Annotated in this window: 16 protein-coding genes and 1 pseudogene; 9 read left to right on the plus strand and 8 right to left on the minus strand. The window is 70.8% G+C overall.

Features of this window, described 5'->3' with window-relative positions; translation table 11 throughout:
- Positions 1-26 precede the first annotated feature (26 nt).
- Positions 27-1382: an FAD-dependent oxidoreductase gene (locus tag AC5Y5V_RS19355; RefSeq protein ID WP_499938619.1), complete on the plus strand. Its 1356-nt coding sequence runs from the start codon at positions 27-29 to the stop codon at positions 1380-1382.
- On the opposite strand, the gene manA is transcribed toward AC5Y5V_RS19355, so the two are convergent.
- From manA to AC5Y5V_RS19375, 4 genes are all read right to left on the minus strand, one after another.
- Positions 1366-2592, minus strand: coding sequence for a mannose-6-phosphate isomerase, class I (gene manA, locus AC5Y5V_RS19360; RefSeq protein ID WP_499938574.1), 1227 nt, complete (start codon positions 2590-2592; stop codon positions 1366-1368). The two genes, AC5Y5V_RS19355 and manA, sit on opposite strands and share 17 nt — an antisense overlap.
- A gap of 7 nt (positions 2593-2599) precedes the next feature.
- Complete coding sequence (locus AC5Y5V_RS19365; RefSeq protein ID WP_499938577.1) at positions 2600-3694, minus strand: TobH protein; 1095 nt, start codon at positions 3692-3694, stop codon at positions 2600-2602.
- Positions 3691-5091 carry a phosphomannomutase/phosphoglucomutase gene (locus tag AC5Y5V_RS19370; RefSeq protein ID WP_499938579.1) on the minus strand — a complete coding sequence of 467 codons (1401 nt, stop codon included), beginning with the start codon at positions 5089-5091 and terminating at the stop codon, positions 3691-3693. Before AC5Y5V_RS19370 ends, AC5Y5V_RS19365 begins: the two co-directional genes overlap by 4 nt.
- 95 nt (positions 5092-5186) lie before the next feature.
- Positions 5187-5639, minus strand: coding sequence for a DUF3499 domain-containing protein (locus tag AC5Y5V_RS19375; protein WP_499938581.1), 453 nt, complete (start codon positions 5637-5639; stop codon positions 5187-5189).
- Between the two features lie 185 nt (positions 5640-5824).
- Between AC5Y5V_RS19375 and AC5Y5V_RS19380 the strand changes: the two genes are divergently transcribed.
- Positions 5825-6247 carry a metallopeptidase family protein gene (locus AC5Y5V_RS19380; protein ID WP_499938622.1) on the plus strand — a complete coding sequence of 141 codons (423 nt, stop codon included), beginning with the start codon at positions 5825-5827 and terminating at the stop codon, positions 6245-6247.
- 12 nt (positions 6248-6259) lie between these two features.
- Here AC5Y5V_RS19380 and AC5Y5V_RS19385 read toward each other — a convergent pair whose 3' ends face one another.
- On the minus strand, positions 6260-6625 hold the full coding sequence (locus AC5Y5V_RS19385; protein WP_499938583.1) for a WhiB family transcriptional regulator: 366 nt from the start codon (positions 6623-6625) through the stop codon (positions 6260-6262).
- A gap of 421 nt (positions 6626-7046) precedes the next feature.
- On the opposite strand from AC5Y5V_RS19385, the gene cofD reads away from it, so the two are divergent.
- The 5 genes and pseudogenes from cofD to AC5Y5V_RS19410 all read left to right on the plus strand — a co-directional run bounded on the left by cofD (position 7047) and on the right by AC5Y5V_RS19410 (position 11682).
- Positions 7047-8036, plus strand: coding sequence for a 2-phospho-L-lactate transferase (gene cofD / locus AC5Y5V_RS19390; RefSeq protein ID WP_499938585.1), 990 nt, complete (start codon positions 7047-7049; stop codon positions 8034-8036).
- A gap of 15 nt (positions 8037-8051) precedes the next feature.
- Positions 8052-8124, plus strand: a pseudogene (locus AC5Y5V_RS19395) (hypothetical protein); the annotation flags it as partial.
- A gap of 65 nt (positions 8125-8189) precedes the next feature.
- Positions 8190-9551 (plus strand): coenzyme F420-0:L-glutamate ligase, encoded by a 1362-nt coding sequence (locus AC5Y5V_RS19400; RefSeq protein WP_499938587.1) that lies wholly within the window; start codon positions 8190-8192, stop codon positions 9549-9551.
- On the plus strand, positions 9548-11146 hold the full coding sequence (locus tag AC5Y5V_RS19405; RefSeq protein ID WP_499938589.1) for an Eco57I restriction-modification methylase domain-containing protein: 1599 nt from the start codon (positions 9548-9550) through the stop codon (positions 11144-11146). Before AC5Y5V_RS19400 ends, AC5Y5V_RS19405 begins: the two co-directional genes overlap by 4 nt.
- Complete coding sequence (locus AC5Y5V_RS19410; RefSeq protein WP_499938591.1) at positions 11143-11682, plus strand: NUDIX hydrolase; 540 nt, start codon at positions 11143-11145, stop codon at positions 11680-11682. The genes AC5Y5V_RS19405 and AC5Y5V_RS19410 overlap by 4 nt, the downstream gene beginning before the upstream one ends.
- A gap of 15 nt (positions 11683-11697) precedes the next feature.
- On the opposite strand, the gene manB is transcribed toward AC5Y5V_RS19410, so the two are convergent.
- From manB to rfbD, 3 genes are read right to left on the minus strand one after another with little or no spacing between them, the layout of a single operon-like run.
- Positions 11698-12774 (minus strand): mannose-1-phosphate guanylyltransferase, encoded by a 1077-nt coding sequence (gene manB, locus AC5Y5V_RS19415; protein ID WP_499938593.1) that lies wholly within the window; start codon positions 12772-12774, stop codon positions 11698-11700.
- A 1-nt stretch (position 12775) separates the two neighbouring features.
- The gene (locus AC5Y5V_RS19420; protein ID WP_499938595.1) at positions 12776-13666 is read right to left on the minus strand and encodes a glycosyltransferase family 2 protein; all 891 of its coding nucleotides are present in this window, start codon (positions 13664-13666) and stop codon (positions 12776-12778) included.
- Positions 13659-14534 (minus strand): dTDP-4-dehydrorhamnose reductase, encoded by an 876-nt coding sequence (rfbD, locus tag AC5Y5V_RS19425; RefSeq protein ID WP_499938597.1) that lies wholly within the window; start codon positions 14532-14534, stop codon positions 13659-13661. The genes AC5Y5V_RS19420 and rfbD overlap by 8 nt, the downstream gene beginning before the upstream one ends.
- Positions 14535-14619: 85 nt before the next feature.
- Between rfbD and AC5Y5V_RS19430 the strand changes: the two genes are divergently transcribed.
- Positions 14620-16086: an LCP family protein gene (locus tag AC5Y5V_RS19430; protein ID WP_499938599.1), complete on the plus strand. Its 1467-nt coding sequence runs from the start codon at positions 14620-14622 to the stop codon at positions 16084-16086.
- Positions 16074-16787, plus strand: coding sequence for a TIGR03089 family protein (locus AC5Y5V_RS19435; RefSeq protein WP_499938601.1), 714 nt, complete (start codon positions 16074-16076; stop codon positions 16785-16787). Before AC5Y5V_RS19430 ends, AC5Y5V_RS19435 begins: the two co-directional genes overlap by 13 nt.
- Positions 16788-16854: the final 67 nt, after the last annotated feature.

Raw genomic sequence — 16854 nt, forward strand, 5'->3', positions numbered from 1 at the left:
TGATGCGCGACCAAAGTAAACACGCGGTGGTGATCGGGGGCAGCATCGCCGGCTTGTGCGCGGCGCGGGTGCTTTCCGACTTCTACGAACGCGTCACGGTGTACGACCGCGACGACCTGCCGGACGCGCCGGCCAGCCGCGCCGCGGTTCCCCAGGACCGCCATCTGCACATGCTCATGGCCCGCGGCGCTTACGAGTTCGAGAGCCTGTTTCCGGGTCTGCTCGCGGACATGGTCGACGCCGGTGTGCCCATGCTGGAGAACCGGCCGGACTGCATCTACCTGGGCGCCGCCGGCCACGTCCTGGGAACGGGCCAGACGCTGCGCCGCGAGTTCACCGCCTACGTGCCCAGCCGGCCGCATTTGGAATGGCAGCTGCGACGACGGGTCCTCGACCTCGACAACGTGACGGTCCTCAAGCGCCACGTCCTGGAGCCGAGGTTCGACAGGGCCCAGCAACGGGTCACCGGCGTGCTGCTGGACCCGGACAGCGAAGGCAACTCGGAGTTCGTGCCCGCCGATCTCGTCGTCGACGCCGCGGGCCGCGGCACCCGGCTGCCGGTGTGGTTGACGCAGTGGGGATACCAGCGCCCGGTCGAGCAGACCTTGGACATCGGCATCCATTACGCCACCCACCAGTTCCGTCTCCCCGAGGGGCTGATCAAGGAGAAGGTGGTGGTCGCCGGCGCCTCGCACGACGAGTCGCTGGGGCTGGGCATGCTCTATTACGAGGACGGCACCTGGGTGCTGACGACATTCGGGGTGGCCAACGCCAAACCGCCCAGGACGTTTCCCGAGATGCTGGCGCTGGCTGATCAGCTACTGCCGGCCTACTTCAACGACGCGCTGGCCGAGGCCGAGCCCTTCGGCGAACCGGCGTTTCACGCCTTCCCGGTCAGCAGGTGGCGCCGCTACGACAAGCTGGACCGCTTCCCGGCCGGGATCGTCCCGTTCGGAGACGCGGTGGCCAGCTTCAACCCCACCTTTGGCCAGGGCATGACGATGACGTCGCTGCAGGGCGGCCATCTGCGCCGGGCACTTCAGGCCCCGAACGGCGACCTGGCCGCCGAACTCAGCCGGGCCACCGCCAAGACCACCTTTCCGGTGTGGACGATGAACGCGATCGGCGACGTCAGCTTCCACCACGCCGAAACCGAGACCGTGCCCTGGTACTGGCGGCCGTCGGGTGCGCTGTTCGACCAGTTCCTGGGCGCCGCCGAAACCGATTCCGTTCTCGCCGAATGGTTTCTGCGCCGGTTCTCGCTGCTGGACAGCCTGTACATGGTGCCGCCGCCGCGGATCATCGGCCGCGCGATGCGGCACAACCTGCGGTTATGGCTGAAGGAGCGCCGCGAGCGGCGGCTCGTCACAGCCCGACGGTAGCCCTGAACAGCTTGGTGGGTTCGCGCGCGAGCATCCGGATGGGGCCGTCGTCGGCCGCCACCCACGCGGCCATGCCGCGGCCCAGCGTGAGCGACCCGGACTTGCCGTACACCGTCGCGCAGCCCTCCACGCACAGCAGGATCTGCGGCCCCTCATGGCGCGAGGACGCGTCGACCTCGTGGCCCACCTGCTCGTCGCCGAGCACCACCACCGCGACCGCGAACTCGTCGGCCGGGGTGTCGTAGACCAGCGACAGCCCGTCGCGGTGGACCGGCGGGCGCAGCGCCGACTCGGGGGTCGGGGCGAAGTCCAGCACCCGCAACAGCTCGGGCACGTCGACGTGTTTGGGGGTCAGGCCGCCGCGTAACACGTTGTCGGAGTTGGCCATTACCTCCAGCGCGAAGCCGTGCAGATAGGTGTGCAGGTTGCCGGCCGGCAGGAAGATCGCCTCGCCGGGCGCCAGGCTGATCCGGTTCAGCAGCAACGCGGCCAGCACACCGGCGTCGCCGGGGTAGCGTTCGCCGAGTTCGAGCACGGTCTTGACTTCGGGCTCGAATTCCGTTGCGCCGGAACTGACGTAGTTGATGGCCCCGTCAAGCACGGCCGGCACCAGCACGTCGATGTCGGGCTGCGGCGCGGTGATCCAGGTGGTGAACAGCGCGCGCAGGCCGTCAGCATCGGACTGGTCGTTCAGCAAATCGATGAAGGGGTCCAGATCGGAGACGGCCAGTGCCCGCAGCAGGTCGGTGGTCCGGGACGCCTGCCGGAATCCGGCCAGCGCCTCGAACGGCTGCAGCGCCACCAACAACTCGGGCTTGTGACTGGTGTCCCGGTAGTTGCGGGTGGGCGCGGTTACCGGAATGCCAAGCCGCTCCTCACGCAGGTAGCCCTCGACCGCCTGCTCGGCGCTGGGATGGGCCTGCAGCGACAGCGGCTCGTCGGCCGCGAGCACCTTGACCAGGAACGGCAGCACGTCGCCGAACCGCGCCCGGGACGCGGCGCCGAGTTGCCCCTCCGGGTCGGCCAGCAGCGCCTGCAGCAACGACGTTTCGCCGTCCGCGGTTTCCAGCCACGCCGGGTCGCCCGGGTGCGCGCCGAACCAGAGTTCGGCCTCGGGGTGCGCGGCGGGAACCGGGCGTCCGGTGAATTCCGCTATGTCCGTGCGTGATCCCCACGCGTATGTCCGTAACGCGCCGCGTAGTACGTCCACGTTGTGTCTATCCCCGCACCAATCGCATATAAACCGCGGCCATCTCCAGCCGAACGGCCAATATAGCCAGTTGCTGCTCGGCCCGGATCGGCTTGGGCAGCGTCCCGCCCACCTCCTGGAAGTCCGCGACGTCCGGCACGTCCTGGGCCGCGATCACGTCGACGCCGTCGAGGCCCGCGACCCGGGCCGCCACCGTCATCCGCTCGTCGTCCAGCGTGAGCGCCAGCACGCGCAGCCGTTCGGGCAGCGGACCGTCGATCTCCTCGTCGTGGAACAGCGCCTCGGTCGGATCCCTGAATCCGTCGGAGGCGGCGGAACTCAGCGCCACCACCGCGTCGGCGAGCCCGGTGGGGGCGGCCACCTGGTCCGCGATCCGCAGCAGCATCGAACTGCCGTGCCGGGCCAGCGCCAGCGTCGCGGCGGAGTCGCCGGCCAGCGCCACCCGGCGGCCGGTCATGCGCGCGGCGAGGGTCTTGGCCGGGTTGGTGAACAACTCGCGGGCCGCGCTGTTGTGCAGCGCCTCGGCGTCGAGTTCGTCGGCCAGCGCGGCCAGATCCACGCTGAGCCTGGGGTCCACGGTCTGCAGCGTGGCCAGGCCGACGGCCAGGTAACGGCACAGCCCGAACTCGCTCGGAACCCACAGGCGCGGCGACAGTTCCGCGACCCGTCCGGCGGTGCTGTCGCGCAGCGGGCCCTCGTACGGCGTCGCCACCACCACCCGCGCGCCCCGGCGCACGCCCGTCGCGGCGGCACCGACCAGCGCGGAGTCGCCCGGGTCGTCGCCGGCGACGACCAGCACGTCCAGCGGCCCGATCCACGGCGGCGCCTCGCTTGCGACGACGATCGGCTCGGCGGCGGTCCCGCTCATGATGGCGGCCAGCAGGGCCCCGGCCGTCTCCGCGGTGCCGCGGCCGGCCACCCAGATCACGCTGCGCGGCCGGTCGCCCGGGCTGCGCAGCGATTCCAGCGCGCCCTCCTCGACGGCGGCGGCGACGGCACGCACCTGCGCCCCGGCAGACGACGCGGCCCGCAACAGGCCCTGCCGGTCGGCGGCGAGCAGGCCGTCGGCGTCCTCGAAGTCGATGACGCTGGCGGTGTTCACGATCCGGCCCCGTCCGCCTGGGCGGCGATCTGTGCGCTGACGTGCGCGACGACCGCGTCGACGTCCTCGGTGCTGCGGCCCTCGACGTTGAGCCGCAGCAGCGGCTCGGTGTTCGAGCTGCGCAGGTTGAACCAGCTGCCCTCGCCCAGGTCCACCGTCACCCCGTCGAGGTGGTCGATCGACTGGATCCGGGTGCCGAAGGACTTCAACACCGCGTCCACACACTGCGCCGCGTCGGCCACGGTGAAGTTGATCTCGCCGGAGGACTCGTAGCGCTGGTAGTCGGCGGTCAGCTCCGACAGGGGCCGCGGCGGACCCTGCTGCTCGCCGAGCGCCGCCAGCACATACAGCGCGGCCAGCATTCCCGAGTCGGCGCCCCAGAAGTCGCGGAAGTAGTAGTGCGCCGAGTGCTCACCGCCGAAGATCGCGCCGGTGTCGGCCATGAGCGCCTTGATATAGGAGTGCCCGACGCGCGAGCGCACCGGCGTGCCGCCACGCTCGGTGACCATCTCAGGCACCGCGCGGGACGTGATCACGTTGTGGATGACGGTCGCACCGATCTCGCGCTGCAGCTCGCGGGCGGCGACCAGGCTGGTCACTGTCGACGGTGACACCGGCTCGCCGCGTTCGTCGACCACGAAGCACCGGTCCGCGTCGCCGTCGAAGGCCAGGCCTATGTCGGCCCCGGTCTCGCGCACGAATTTCTGCAGGTCCACCAGGTTCGCCGGGTCGAGCGGGTTGGCCTCGTGGTTGGGGAAGGAGCCGTCGAGCTCGAAGTACAGCGGTAACAGGGTGATCGAGTCGATCGCGCCGAGCACGGCCGGCGTGGTGTGGCCGGCCATGCCGTTGCCCGCGTCGACGGCGACCCGCAGGGGGCGCAGGCCGGCGGTGTTCACCAGCGACCGCAGAAACTCGCCGTATTCGGCCAGCACGTCGCGGTCGGAGACCGAACCGCGCTGCCCGTGGTGGGCGGGGACGCCGGCGATCACGTCATCGCGGATGACGGTCAGGCCGGTGTCCGCGCCGACCGGCTTGGCACCGGCGCGGCACAGCTTGATGCCGTTGTAGGCCGCCGGGTTGTGGCTGGCGGTGAACATTGCGCCGGGGCACTGCAGCAAGCCCGACGCGAAGTACAGCTGGTCGGTGGACGCCAATCCGATGCGCACCACATCGAGGCCCTGGTCGGTGACCCCGGCCGCGAAGGCAGCGGCCAGCGACGGCGAGCTGTCCCGCATGTCGTGGCCGATCACCACCTTGTGCGCGTCCTCGGCCCGCATCAACCGGGCAAACGCGGCGCCGAGTTCGGTGGCCAGCGACTCGTCGATCTCCTCGCCGACCAGCCCGCGCACGTCGTAGGCCTTGATGACACGGTGGACAGCCGCGGCGGTCCGAGACATGCGATGGCTCCTGAAGACTTGGGACTCTTGGCCGCCAGCCTATCGGCCCGCACCGACTCCGGGGCCCAATGGATCCCGTCCGCGTCAGTCCCGCGCTAGTCGGTGGGGTCGGGCAACACCCGCAGATGGCCCCGCCGGCGTCCGGATCGGTGCTCGGGCGGCGCCAGCAGGCCACCGCTGGGCGCGGTCGCGTGGGCACCCGCGGGGTGCGAGAAGCCGTTCATCGGGGCGGCGGCAACGCCGAAGCCGGACACGCCCACCTCGGTGGGCGTGCCACCCTCGCGCACCGCATCGGCCAACGCCACCAGCTCGTCGTCCTCGTCGGGATGGCTGGGCTCAGACAAGAAGGGTCCGGCGTGGCGCACGAGTTCCCATCCGCGGGGTGCGGTGATGCGGCCGGCATGGTTGACACACAGATCCCACGAATGCGGTTCCCGCACGGTTGCCAGCGGACCAACCACCGCCGTGGAGTCCGAGTAGACGAACGTCAAGGTCGCCACGGCGTAATGCGGACACCCGGGCCTGCAGCAGCGACGGGGAACGTTCACGATCGAAAGGCTATCGTGCGGCAACGCCGCCGAAGCGCCGGACACGCGCAACCGCTCGGTGCAGGATGTCTAACCGTTACCATCGGCGCGTGGGCGATTCGCACAGCTACCCGCGGGCCGGTCGGCCTGAGGGGCCGACGGGCAACCAGCGGGGTGCCCACCGACCGTCGCGCCGGGGCCGCGAAATGCGTGGACCGCTGCTGCCGCCGTCGGTGCCGGGCTGGCGCAGCCGGGCCGAGCGGTTCGACATGGCGGTGCTGGAGGCCTACGAACCCATCGAGCAGCGCTGGCGTGATCGGGTGGCCGAGCTGGACGTCGCCGTCGACGAGATCCCCCGCATCGCGGCCAAGGACCCCGAGAGCGTGCAGTGGCCGCCGGAGGTGATAGCCGACGGGCCGATCGCCCTCGCCCGGCTGATCCCGGCCGGGGTCGACATCCGCGGAAACTCCACGCGGGCGCGAATCGTCTTATTTCGCAAGCCAATCGAGCGACGGGCGAAGGACACCATCGAACTCGGCGAATTGCTGCATGAAATCCTGGTGGCTCAGGTCGCCATCTATCTGGACGTTGAGCCCACGGTCATCGACCCGACGATCGATGACGGCTGATGGTGCGCGCGCTCAGCCGATGCCGCGCTTGAGGCGCCGGCGCTCACGCTCGGACAGGCCGCCCCAGATGCCGAAGCGCTCGTCGTGGGCCAGGGCGTACTCGAGGCACTCGTGCCGCACCTCGCAGCCGAGGCAGATCTTCTTTGCCTCGCGGGTGGAGCCGCCCTTTTCCGGAAAGAAGGCTTCCGGATCCGTCTGCGCGCACAAAGCCCGGTCCTGCCATTGATCCGGCGTGAGTTCGGGCTCCGGTTCCGGCTCGAATGAGGCGGGCACTTCGGGGACCACACTCAAATGCGGCCGAGCAATTGGCACCGGTGACGAGCCGATAGTTGTCTGCGGTGTGCTTGCCAGTACACCCCGAAGGTGCTCGTAGGACATGCTTCGTCCGCCTCCTCAGATCGATTGGGAGAGTGTGTGTTTCCCGCTGTTGTGATATACAGACAATTCGAACAAGTGATCGAATCTCGGTCTGCGACACCGGAACCGGCCGGCCAACCGGGAAATGACACTGATGTGATTAGACACGGGTTGGTGTGTCCGGTCAAGCATTTTGCGGCATTTCCATATCATCTCGTGATCAAATTTCGGCGTTTCTGTCACCGACGGTCTTCGGCGTGTCTAGTGCGACTGCTCACAATTGCCTTCCCCCGCAGTCACAATGGCAACTCCAGCCACTTCAATTAACAGTAATATCAGCCCGCAACCGAGTTCGCATCACTACCGGAGGATTGCCCTTGACCGGCGCTCGACGGCAGCGCGCCGTCCGGCCGTCGTTGCCCGGGCAGTACTGTCAAGCGCTGTGAAGGTCACCGTACTCGTCGGTGGGGTCGGCGGCGCCCGTTTTCTTCTCGGTGTGCAACAACTGCTCGGCCTGGGCCAGTACGCCGGGACGACGCAGCCGGGCCACGAGCTGACCGCCGTCGTCAACATCGGCGACGACGCGTGGATCCACGGACTGCGGATCTGCCCGGACCTGGATACCTGCATGTACACCCTCGGCGGTGGGGTCGACCCGCAGCGCGGCTGGGGTCACCGTGACGAAACTTGGCATGCTAGGCAGGAACTCGCGCGCTACGGCGTGCAGCCCGACTGGTTCGAACTGGGCGACCGCGATCTGGCAACCCACCTGGTGCGCACCCAGATGTTGGCGGCCGGCTACCCACTCTCGCAAGTCACCACCGCCCTGTGCGACCGCTGGCAGCCCGGCGCGCGGTTGCTGCCCGCCACCGACGACCGATGTGAAACGCATGTGGTGATCACCGACCCATCCGACGGCAATCGGCGCGCGATCCACTTCCAGGAATGGTGGGTGCGCCACCGCGCCCAGGTCCCGACCCACAGCTTCGCGTTCGTCGGCGCCGAAAAGGCCAGCGCCTCAACCGAAGCGGTGGCCGCGATCGCCGACGCCGACGTCGTGCTGCTGGCGCCGTCGAACCCGGTGGTCAGCGTCGGCGCCATTCTGGCCGTTCCCGGCATTCGCGGTGCGCTGCGCGCGACGCCGGCCCCGATCGTCGGCTACTCCCCGATCATCGGCGGAAAACCGTTGCGCGGCATGGCCGATGCCTGCCTGAGCGTGATCGGGGTGGAGTCCACGGCGGAGGCGGTCGGTCGGCATTACGGCGCCCGCGGCGCCACCGGGATACTGGACTGCTGGCTGGTGCACGAGGGCGACTCGGCGGACCTGGAGGGGGTCGCGGTGCGGGCGATACCGCTGTTGATGAGCGATCCGAAGGCCACGGCGCAGATGGTGCGCGCGGGTCTGGAACTGGCGGGCGTGGGCGTTGACTGAGCCGCGCCGACGACGATGCAGAGCGCAGCGATGAGGAGGAGCGGCGCAATTGACCGCGCCGACGACGATGCAGAGCGCAGCGATGAGGAGGAGCGGCGCAATTGACCGCGCCGACGACGATGCAGAGCGCAGCGATGAGGAGGAGCGGCGCAGTTGACTGAGCACGGAACCGGCTCGACGATCGAGATCCTGCCTGTCACCGGGCTTCCCGAATTCCGGCCGGACGACGACCTGGGGGCCGCACTGGCCGCGGCCGCGCCGTGGCTGCGCGACGGCGACGTCGTCGTCGTCACCAGCAAGGTGGTGTCCAAATGCGAGGGCCGCCTGGTGCCGGCGCCGGAAGACCCCGAGGATCGGGACACGCTGCGCCGCAAGCTAGTCGACGACGAGGCGGTGCGCGTGCTGGCGCGCAAAGGCCGAACGTTGATCACCGAGAACCGGATCGGGCTCATCCAGGCCGCCGCCGGGGTGGACGGATCCAACGTGAGCCACGACGAAATCGCCCTGCTGCCGCTGAATCCGGACGCCAGCGCCGCGGGGCTGCGCGCGCAACTGCAGGAGCGGCTCGGCGTCGCCGTCGGCGTGGTCATCACCGACACGATGGGGCGCGCGTGGCGCAACGGGCAGACCGACGCCGCCATCGGCGCGGCTGGACTGTCTGTGCTGCATAACTATTCGGGCGCCGTCGACCGGCACGGCAACGAGTTGGTGGTCACCGAGATCGCCGTCGCCGACGAAGTGGCCGCGGCGGCGGACCTGGTCAAGGGCAAGCTGACCGGGCTGCCGGTCGCGGTGGTGCGCGGGCTGCCCGGGCATGTGGTAACCGACGACGGCACGACGGCCCGACAGCTGCTGCGGCCCGGCCCCGAGGACCTGTTCTGGCTCGGCACCGCCGAAGCCCTGGAGCAGGGCCGCCGCGAGGCGCAGCTGTTGCGGCGCTCGGTGCGCCGGTTCAGCGACGAGCCGGTGCCGCCGGAGTTGGTGGAAGCCGCTGTCGCCGAGGCGCTTACGGCCCCGGCCCCGCACCACACCCGGCCGGTACGGTTCGTGTGGCTGCGGGACCCGGGCGCCCGGACGCGGCTGCTGGACCGCATGAAGGACCGGTGGCGTGCCGATCTCACCGGCGACGGTAGGCCCGCCGACTCGGTCGAGCGGCGGGTGGCGCGCGGTCAGATCCTCTACGACGCACCCGAAGTCGTCATCCCGTTCCTGGTTCCCGACGGCGCCCACAGCTATCCCGACGCCGCCCGCACCGCCGCCGAGCACACCATGTTCACCGTCGCGGTCGGGGCGGCGGTGCAGGGCCTGCTGGTCGCGCTGGCGGTACGCGGGGTGGGCAGTTGCTGGATTGGCTCGACGATCTTCGCCGCCGACCTGGTACGCGCCGAGCTCGAGCTGCCCGGCGACTGGGAGCCGTTGGGCGCCATCGCCATTGGTTATGCGACTGAGGACCCGTCCGGGCCGCGCGACCCAGTGCCCCCGGATGCCCTAGCGGATCTGCTGATCCAGAAGTGAACGTCTTCGCGGGCAAGGCCGCGGCGTCGGCCGACAAGATCCGCGGCGGCTACTACACCCCGGCGCCCGTCGCCCGGTTCTTGGCCCGCTGGGTGCGCGAGGCAGGCCCGCGGATCCTGGAACCGTCATGCGGCGACGGCGCGATCCTGCGGGAGCTGGCCACGCTTAGCGGCGAGGTGCGCGGCGTGGAGCTGGCCGCGGACGAGGCCGCCAAGGCACGCGAGTTCGCGCCCGTCGACGTCGGCAACCTGTTCACCTGGGTTGCCGGCGCCAGCGTCGGCAACGGGGACGGCTGGGACGGGATAGCGGGCAACCCGCCCTACATCCGGTTCGGCAACTGGCCCGCGGACCAGCGCGAGCCGGCGCTGGAGCTGATGCGCCGCGAGGGCCTCAAACCCACCCGGCTGACCAACGCGTGGGTGCCGTTCGTCGTCGCGAGCGCGACGCTGGTGCGCGACGGCGGGCGGGTCGGGCTGGTGCTGCCGGCCGAGCTGCTGCAGGTCACCTACGCCGCGCAGCTACGCGAGTTCCTGCTCACCCGCTTCGCGGAGATCACCCTGCTGACCTTCCGGCGGTTGGTGTTCGACGGCGTCCTGCAGGAAGTGGTGCTGTTCTGCGGCGTCGCCGGTGCGGGACCGGCGCGGGTACGCACGGTCAGCCTGGGCGATGCCGACGCGCTCGCGGACGCGGGTCTGGACCTGGACTTGGACGCGGAGTCGGCGCCGGCGCTGCTGCACGAGCAGGAGAAGTGGACGAAGTACTTCCTGCCGCCCGCCCAGATCGAGACGCTGCGGGCGCTGAAGGCCTGCGGGGCGCTGGGGCGGCTGGGCGAGCTGGCCGACGTCGACGTGGGCATCGTGACGGGCCGCAACAGCTTTTTCACCTTCACCGACGCGCAGGCCCGGGCGCTCGGGCTGAGTCGGCACTGCGTCCCGCTGGTCTCACGCAGCGCCCAGCTGTGCGGGCTGGTCTACGATTCCGACTGCCGCGCAAGCGATATCGCCGCGCAGCACCGGACCTGGCTGCTGAACGCTCCGCCCGAACCGACCTCGGCGGCGCTGCTTGGGCACATCGCGGCGGGTGAGGCCGCCGGCGTGCACCGCGGTTACAAGTGCTCGATCCGCACGCCCTGGTGGGGCACGCCGTCGCTGTGGGTTCCCGACCTGTTCCTGCTGCGCCAGATCCATCTGGCGCCGCGGCTGACCGTCAACGCCGCCGCGGCCACCAGCACCGACACCGTGCACCGGGTGCGGCTGGTCGCGGGCGTGGATCCGAGGTCGCTGGCCGCGGTCTTCCACAACAGCGCGACGTTCGCCTTCGCCGAGATCATGGGCCGCAGTTACGGAGGAGGAATCTTGGAACTGGAGCCCGCGGAAGCCGAGCAGCTGCCCATTCCCCCGCCGACCTGTGCCGGCGCCGAACTGGCCGCCGACGTCGACCTGCTGCTGAAGGCCGGTGAGACGGAGAAGGCGCTCGACCTGGTGGACCGTCGGGTCCTGATCGACGGGCTCGGGCTGTCCCGCGACGTCGTGGCGCAGTGCCGGGCGGCGTGGATCACGCTGCGGGACCGCCGGACCAGGCGGGCCGCGCGGTGAGCGTGCGGGATTCGACGATCGCGCTGCTGACCGACTGGCAGGCACCCGACCCGACCCAGGACTCGTTGCGGCACGCCGTGCTGGCCTTCGTGCTCGCGCGCCCGGACTCCTGCCTGCGCGAGTGCGAGCCCGGCCACGTCACCGCCTCGGCGCTGGTACTCGACGACACCGGCGCCCGGGCGCTGCTCACGCTGCACCCGCGGCTGGGGCGCTGGGTGCAGCTCGGCGGGCACTGCGAGGAGGACGACGACGACATCGTCGCCGCCGCGCTGCGCGAGGCCACCGAGGAATCCGGTATCGCCGGCCTGCGCATCGCGCCCGAGCTGGCCGCCGTTCATGTGCACCCCGTCACCTGCTCGCTGGGCGTGCCGACCCGTCACCTCGATCTGCAGTTCGTGGCCCACGCGCCGGCGGGCGCACAGATCACGCTCAGCGACGAGTCCGACGACCTGCAGTGGTGGCCGGCCGACGCTTTGCCCGCCGGGACCGATCAGGCGCTGGCTCATCTGGTCGCCCGCGCTTTGCGGCGGCGGTAAAGCGGGCGGCGGGGTTTACACGTCGGACGAGTACCGGATGCCGCCGTCGGGAATGGTGACGCCGGGCCACACCCGGGCGCCGCGCAGCAGCTCGCAACGTGCACCGATGTCGGCGCCGTCGCCGATCACGCCGTCGCGGATCAGCGCCCTGGGGCCGATGCGGACCCCGAAGCCGATGATCGAGCGCTCGATGACGCTGCCGGCCTCGATCTTGACCCCGTCGAACACCACCGCGCCGTCCAGCCGGACGCCGGCGCCGATCTCCGCGCCGCGCCCGACCACCGTCCCGCCGATCAGCACCGCGCCGGGCGCCACCGCGGCGCCGTCGTGCACCAGTCGCTCGCCGCGCTGGCCGCTCAGGGCCGGCGACGGCGCGATCCCGCGCACCAGGTCCGCCGATCCGCGGACGAAGTCCTCCGGCGTGCCCATGTCCCGCCAGTAGCTGGCGTCGACGTAGCCGCAGATCTTGATGTGCACGTCGGACAGCAGCGCCGGGAACACCTCGCGCTCCACCGACACCTCGCGCCCGCGGGGGATCCGGTCGATCACGTGCCGCTTGAACACGTAGCAACCGGCGTTGATCTGGTCGGTCGGCGGGTCCTGCGTCTTCTCCAGGAAGGCGGTGACCCGGCCCTCCTGGGTGGGAACGCAACCGAAGGCGCGCGGGTCGCCCACCCGCACCAGGTGCAGGGTGACGTCGGCCTCGTTGTCCTCGTGGAATTCCAGCAGCTGACCCAGGTCGGCGCCGGACAGCACGTCGCCGTTGAACACCATCACGGTGTCGTGGCGCAGCTTGCCGGCGACGTTGGCAATGCCGCCGCCGGTCCCCAGCGGCTGCTCCTCGGTCACGTAGTCGATCTGCAGTCCCAGCTTGGACCCGTCGCCGAACTCGGCCTCGAACACCGCGGCCTTGTACGACGTGCTCAGGATCACGTGCTCGATGCCCGCCGCCGCGATCCGCGACAGCAGATGGGTCAGGAACGGCAGCCCGGCGGTGGGCAGCATCGGCTTGGGCGCCGACAGCGTCAGCGGCCGCAGCCGCGTGCCCTTGCCGCCGACGAGCACCACCGCGGAGACCTGCTTGTCAGTCACCTCAGCGCCGCCCTTCCGCCAGTTCTTCTTTCCGGGACCTGCGCAGGGAACTGCGCACCATGAGACGGGACCGCACCGCCAGCGATCCCCGCAGCGTCCACCGCAGCGGCGCCCGCCACCAGCCCGGGTGCCGGTCGGCCAGGAACAGGTAGGTGCTCCGGTGGTGGGCCGTGAGGTGGCTGGCCGGGTCGCGCCCGGTGGAGTGGCCCTTATGGTGCAGCACCTCGGCCGACGGAACGTACACGCTCAGCCAGCCGGCCTGGCCGAGCCGGTCGCCGAGGTCGACGTCCTCCATGTACATGAAGTAGCGCTCGTCGAAACCGCCGATCTCGCTGAACGCGGACTGGCGCACCAGCAGGCACGATCCCGACAACCAGCCGACGACGCGCTCGCTGGGCTCCAGCCGCTCCTGCCGGTACGCCGCCGTCCACGGGTTGCGCGGCCAGACCGGCCCGAGCACCGCGTGCATGCCGCCGCGGATCAGGCTGGGCAGGTGGCGCGCCGACGGGTATACCGACCCGTCGGGGTCGCGGATCAGCGGCCCCAGCGCGCCGGCGCGGGGCCAGCGGGCGGCGGCTTCCAGCAGCGCGTCGATGCTGCCCGGACCCCATTGCACGTCCGGGTTCGCGACGATCACCCACTCCTGGTCGCCCCCGAGCTGCGCGACCGCCCGATTGGCCGCGGTGCCGTACCCGAAGTTGCCCCCGGTCTCGAATAGCCGCACGTTGTCGTAGCGCTCGACCGCGGCCTGCGGGGTCCCGTCGGTCGAGCCGTTGTCGGCCATCACGACGCACACCGGCCGCTCGGTGGCCAGCGACAACGAAGCCAGGAACCGCTCCAGATGGGGTCCCGGCGAGTAGGTCACCGTCACGACCGGCAGCACGTCAGTCACGCGTAGAGGGTAACGGTCGGGCTGCCAGTGCAGCGACAAGCGCACTGCGCCAGGGCCTTAACGGTGTGAGGCCCGCGGCGGCGGACTCGCGGCCGGACAGCGCGGAGTACCGCGGCCGGGGCGCCGGCCTCGGGTTTTGCGCGGTGGAAACCGGACGCACCCGCTGCGGGTCGGCGCCGCACGCCTCGAACACCGCGCGGGCCTGCTCGAATCGGGATGCCGCGCCCTCGTTGGCCGCATGCAGGACGGGTCCGTGCGCGCGGCCGTCGACCACCTCCAGCACGGCGTCCGCCAGGTCTTCGACGTATGTCGGCGATCCGGCCTGGTCATCGACCACGTCCACCGGGCGGTCCCCGTCGGCCAGCCGGCGCATGACGGCGACGAAGTCGCGACCGCTCCCGCCGGTGTAGACCCACGCGGTGCGGACGACGACGGCCCCCGGCAGCGCGGTCAGCGCGGCCTGTTCGCCGGCCAGCTTGCTGTGGGCGTACACGCCTTGCGGCGCGGTCGGGTCGCTCGGCTCGTAGGGTTCGGCGCGCTCGAGGTCGCCGCCGAACACGTAGTCGGTGGAGATGTGGATGAGCCGGGCGTCCGCTTCGGCGCAGGCCCGCGCGATGTGCCCGGGGCCGGCGGCGTTGACCGCGAACGCGCGGTCCCGGTCGCTTTCGGCGGCATCGACGTTGGTGTAGGCCGCGCAGTTGACCACGATGTCGCCGGTTCGCACGATCCGGTCGGCGGCGGTCGCGTCGGTGATGTCCCACTGCGACGACGTCAGCGCCGTCACGTCGCGGCCCTGGCCGGCGGCGCGCGCCGCCAAGCAGCCGCCAAGCTGCCCGCCGGCGCCGGTGATCAGGATCCTGGCCGACATGTGTCGAGTCTGGCACGGTGCCCGCCGCCGTCGGGCACGCCGGGGTCAGCTTCCCGCGAAGCGGGTGTGTCGCAAGTAACCTGTTGTGATGCCTGTGCAACGTGTGACTCGTGTGGTTGCCACCGTGCTCGCCGTTCTCGTCGTCCTCGGCACCGGGGTGGCGTGGAGCAACGTCCAGTCGTTCCAGGACGGCATCTTCCACATGTCCGCCCCCTCGCTGGGCAAGGGCGGCGACGACGGCGCTATCGACATCCTGCTGGTGGGCCTGGACAGCCGCACCGATGCGCACGGCAACGCGTTGTCACCGCAGGAGCTGGCGACGCTGCGGGCCGGGGACGAGGAAGCCACCAACACCGACACCATCATCTTGATCCGCATCCCGAACAACGGGCGGTCGGCGACCGCGATCTCGATCCCACGCGACTCCTACGTCCAGGCGCCGGGGCTGGGCAAGACCAAGATCAACGGTGTCTACGGGCAGACCCGCGAGATCAAGCGCACCCGGCTCGTCCAGGCCGGCGCGTCGGCCGGCGAAGCCGCCGCGCAGGGCACCGAGGCGGGTCGCGAGGCGCTGATCAAGACCGTCACCGACCTGACCGGCGTCACCGTCGACCACTACGCCGAGATCGGGCTGCTCGGTTTCGCCTTGATCACCGACGCGCTCGGCGGCGTCGACGTCTGCCTCAAAGAGGCCGTGTTCGAACCGCTTTCCGGCGCCGACTTTCCGGCCGGCCGGCAGAAGCTGAACGGCCCGCAGGCGTTGAGCTTCGTGCGCCAGCGCCACGAGCTGCCCCGCGGCGACTTGGACCGGGTGGTCCGTCAGCAGGCCGTCATGGCCTCGCTCGCGCACCGCGTCATCTCCGGGCAGACGCTGTCCAGCCCGACGACCCTGAAGCGGCTCGAGGCCGCCGTCCAGCGTTCGGTGGTGCTGTCGCAGGGCTGGGACATCATGGACTTCGTGCGGCAGTTGCAGCAGCTGGCCGGCGGCAACGTCGCCTTCGCCACCATCCCGGTGCTCGACGGTTCCGGCTGGAGCGACGACGGCATGCAAAGCGTGGTGCGGGTCGACCCGCACAAGGTGCAGGAGTGGGTCGGCGGCCTGCTGCACGAGCAGTCGCAGGGCAAGACCGAGCAACTCGCCTACACGCCCGCCAAGACCACCGCGAACGTGGTCAACGACACCGACATCAACGGCCTGGCCGCCGCAGTGTCAGACGTGTTGAGCGCCAAGGGATTCGCCACCGGATCCGTCGGCAACAACGACGGCAGCCACGTCAAGAGCAGCCAGGTTCGGGCGAACAAGTCCGACGACGTCGGCGCCCGCGAGGTCGCCAAGGAGCTGGGCGGGCTGCCCGTCATCGCGGACTCGGCCGTGCCCGCCGGATCGGTACGGGTGGTGCTGGCCAACGACTACACCGGCCCCGGCTCCGGGCTGTCGGGTTCGGTGACGCCGGCGCGGGTGAACGGCGGCGGCGGGGCCGGCGAGAACACGGCTCCCCCGCCGTCGCCGATCCTCACCGCGGGCTCTGACAAGCCGGAGTGCATCAACTGAGCACGCTTTCCGGCGCCATCCTGGACCCGATGCTGCGGGCCGACCCGGTCGGCCCGCGGATCACCTACTACGACGACGCTTCTGGCGAGCGCATCGAGCTGTCCGCCGTGACGCTGGCCAATTGGGCCGCCAAGACCGGCAACCTGCTGCGCGACGAGCTGGGTGCCGGGCCGGGTAGCCGCGTCGCGGTGTTGCTGCCGGCGCACTGGCAGACGGCGGCGGTGCTGTTCGGGGTGTGGTGGATCGGCGCGGAGGTCGTGTTGGACGGCTCTGCGGCTGACATCGCTTTGTGCACTGTGGACCGGCTGGACCAGGCGGACGCGGTCGCTCCCGAGGTGGCGGTGCTGTCGCTGGACGCGTTCGGCCGGCCCGCCGCGGACCTGCCCGTGGGCGTGACCGACTACGCGACCGCGGTGCGGGTGCACGGCGACCAGGTCGTCCCCGAGCGCCGGCCCGGCCCGGCTTTGGCCGGCCGTTCGGTCGAGGCCGTGCTGGCGGACTGCGCGGCATCCGCGGAGGCGCGGGGCTTGGGGTCTGGCGATCGCGTGCTGTCCAGCGCGTCGTGGTCCGGGCCCGACGAGCTGGTTTCCGCTTTGCTGGCGATCATGGCCGTTGGCGGGTCGCTGGTGCAGGTCGCCAACCCCGACCCGGCGGCGCTGCAGCGACGGGTCGAGATGGAGAAGGTCACCCGGGTCTTGTAGCTGTTGGCCGACGCCGCTGCTGGCGTTCTCGACGCGGCCCCGCAATGACTCTGCGCCCACTGCGGCA

Source organism: Mycobacterium sp. NGS68, from assembly GCF_059812195.1.

What these genes read in the sequence shown, in the direction of transcription:
- AC5Y5V_RS19370 (WP_499938579.1), bottom strand. Translation starts at nt 5,091, where the DNA reads ATGTCTCGGACCGCCGCGGCTGTCCACCGTGTCATCAAGGCCTACGAC.
- AC5Y5V_RS19380 (WP_499938622.1), top strand. Translation starts at nt 5,825, where the DNA reads ATGCGTGGACCGCTGCTGCCGCCGTCGGTGCCGGGCTGGCGCAGCCGG.
- AC5Y5V_RS19385 (WP_499938583.1), bottom strand. Translation starts at nt 6,625, where the DNA reads ATGTCCTACGAGCACCTTCGGGGTGTACTGGCAAGCACACCGCAGACA.
- rfbD (WP_499938597.1), bottom strand. Translation starts at nt 14,534, where the DNA reads ATGTCGGCCAGGATCCTGATCACCGGCGCCGGCGGGCAGCTTGGCGGC.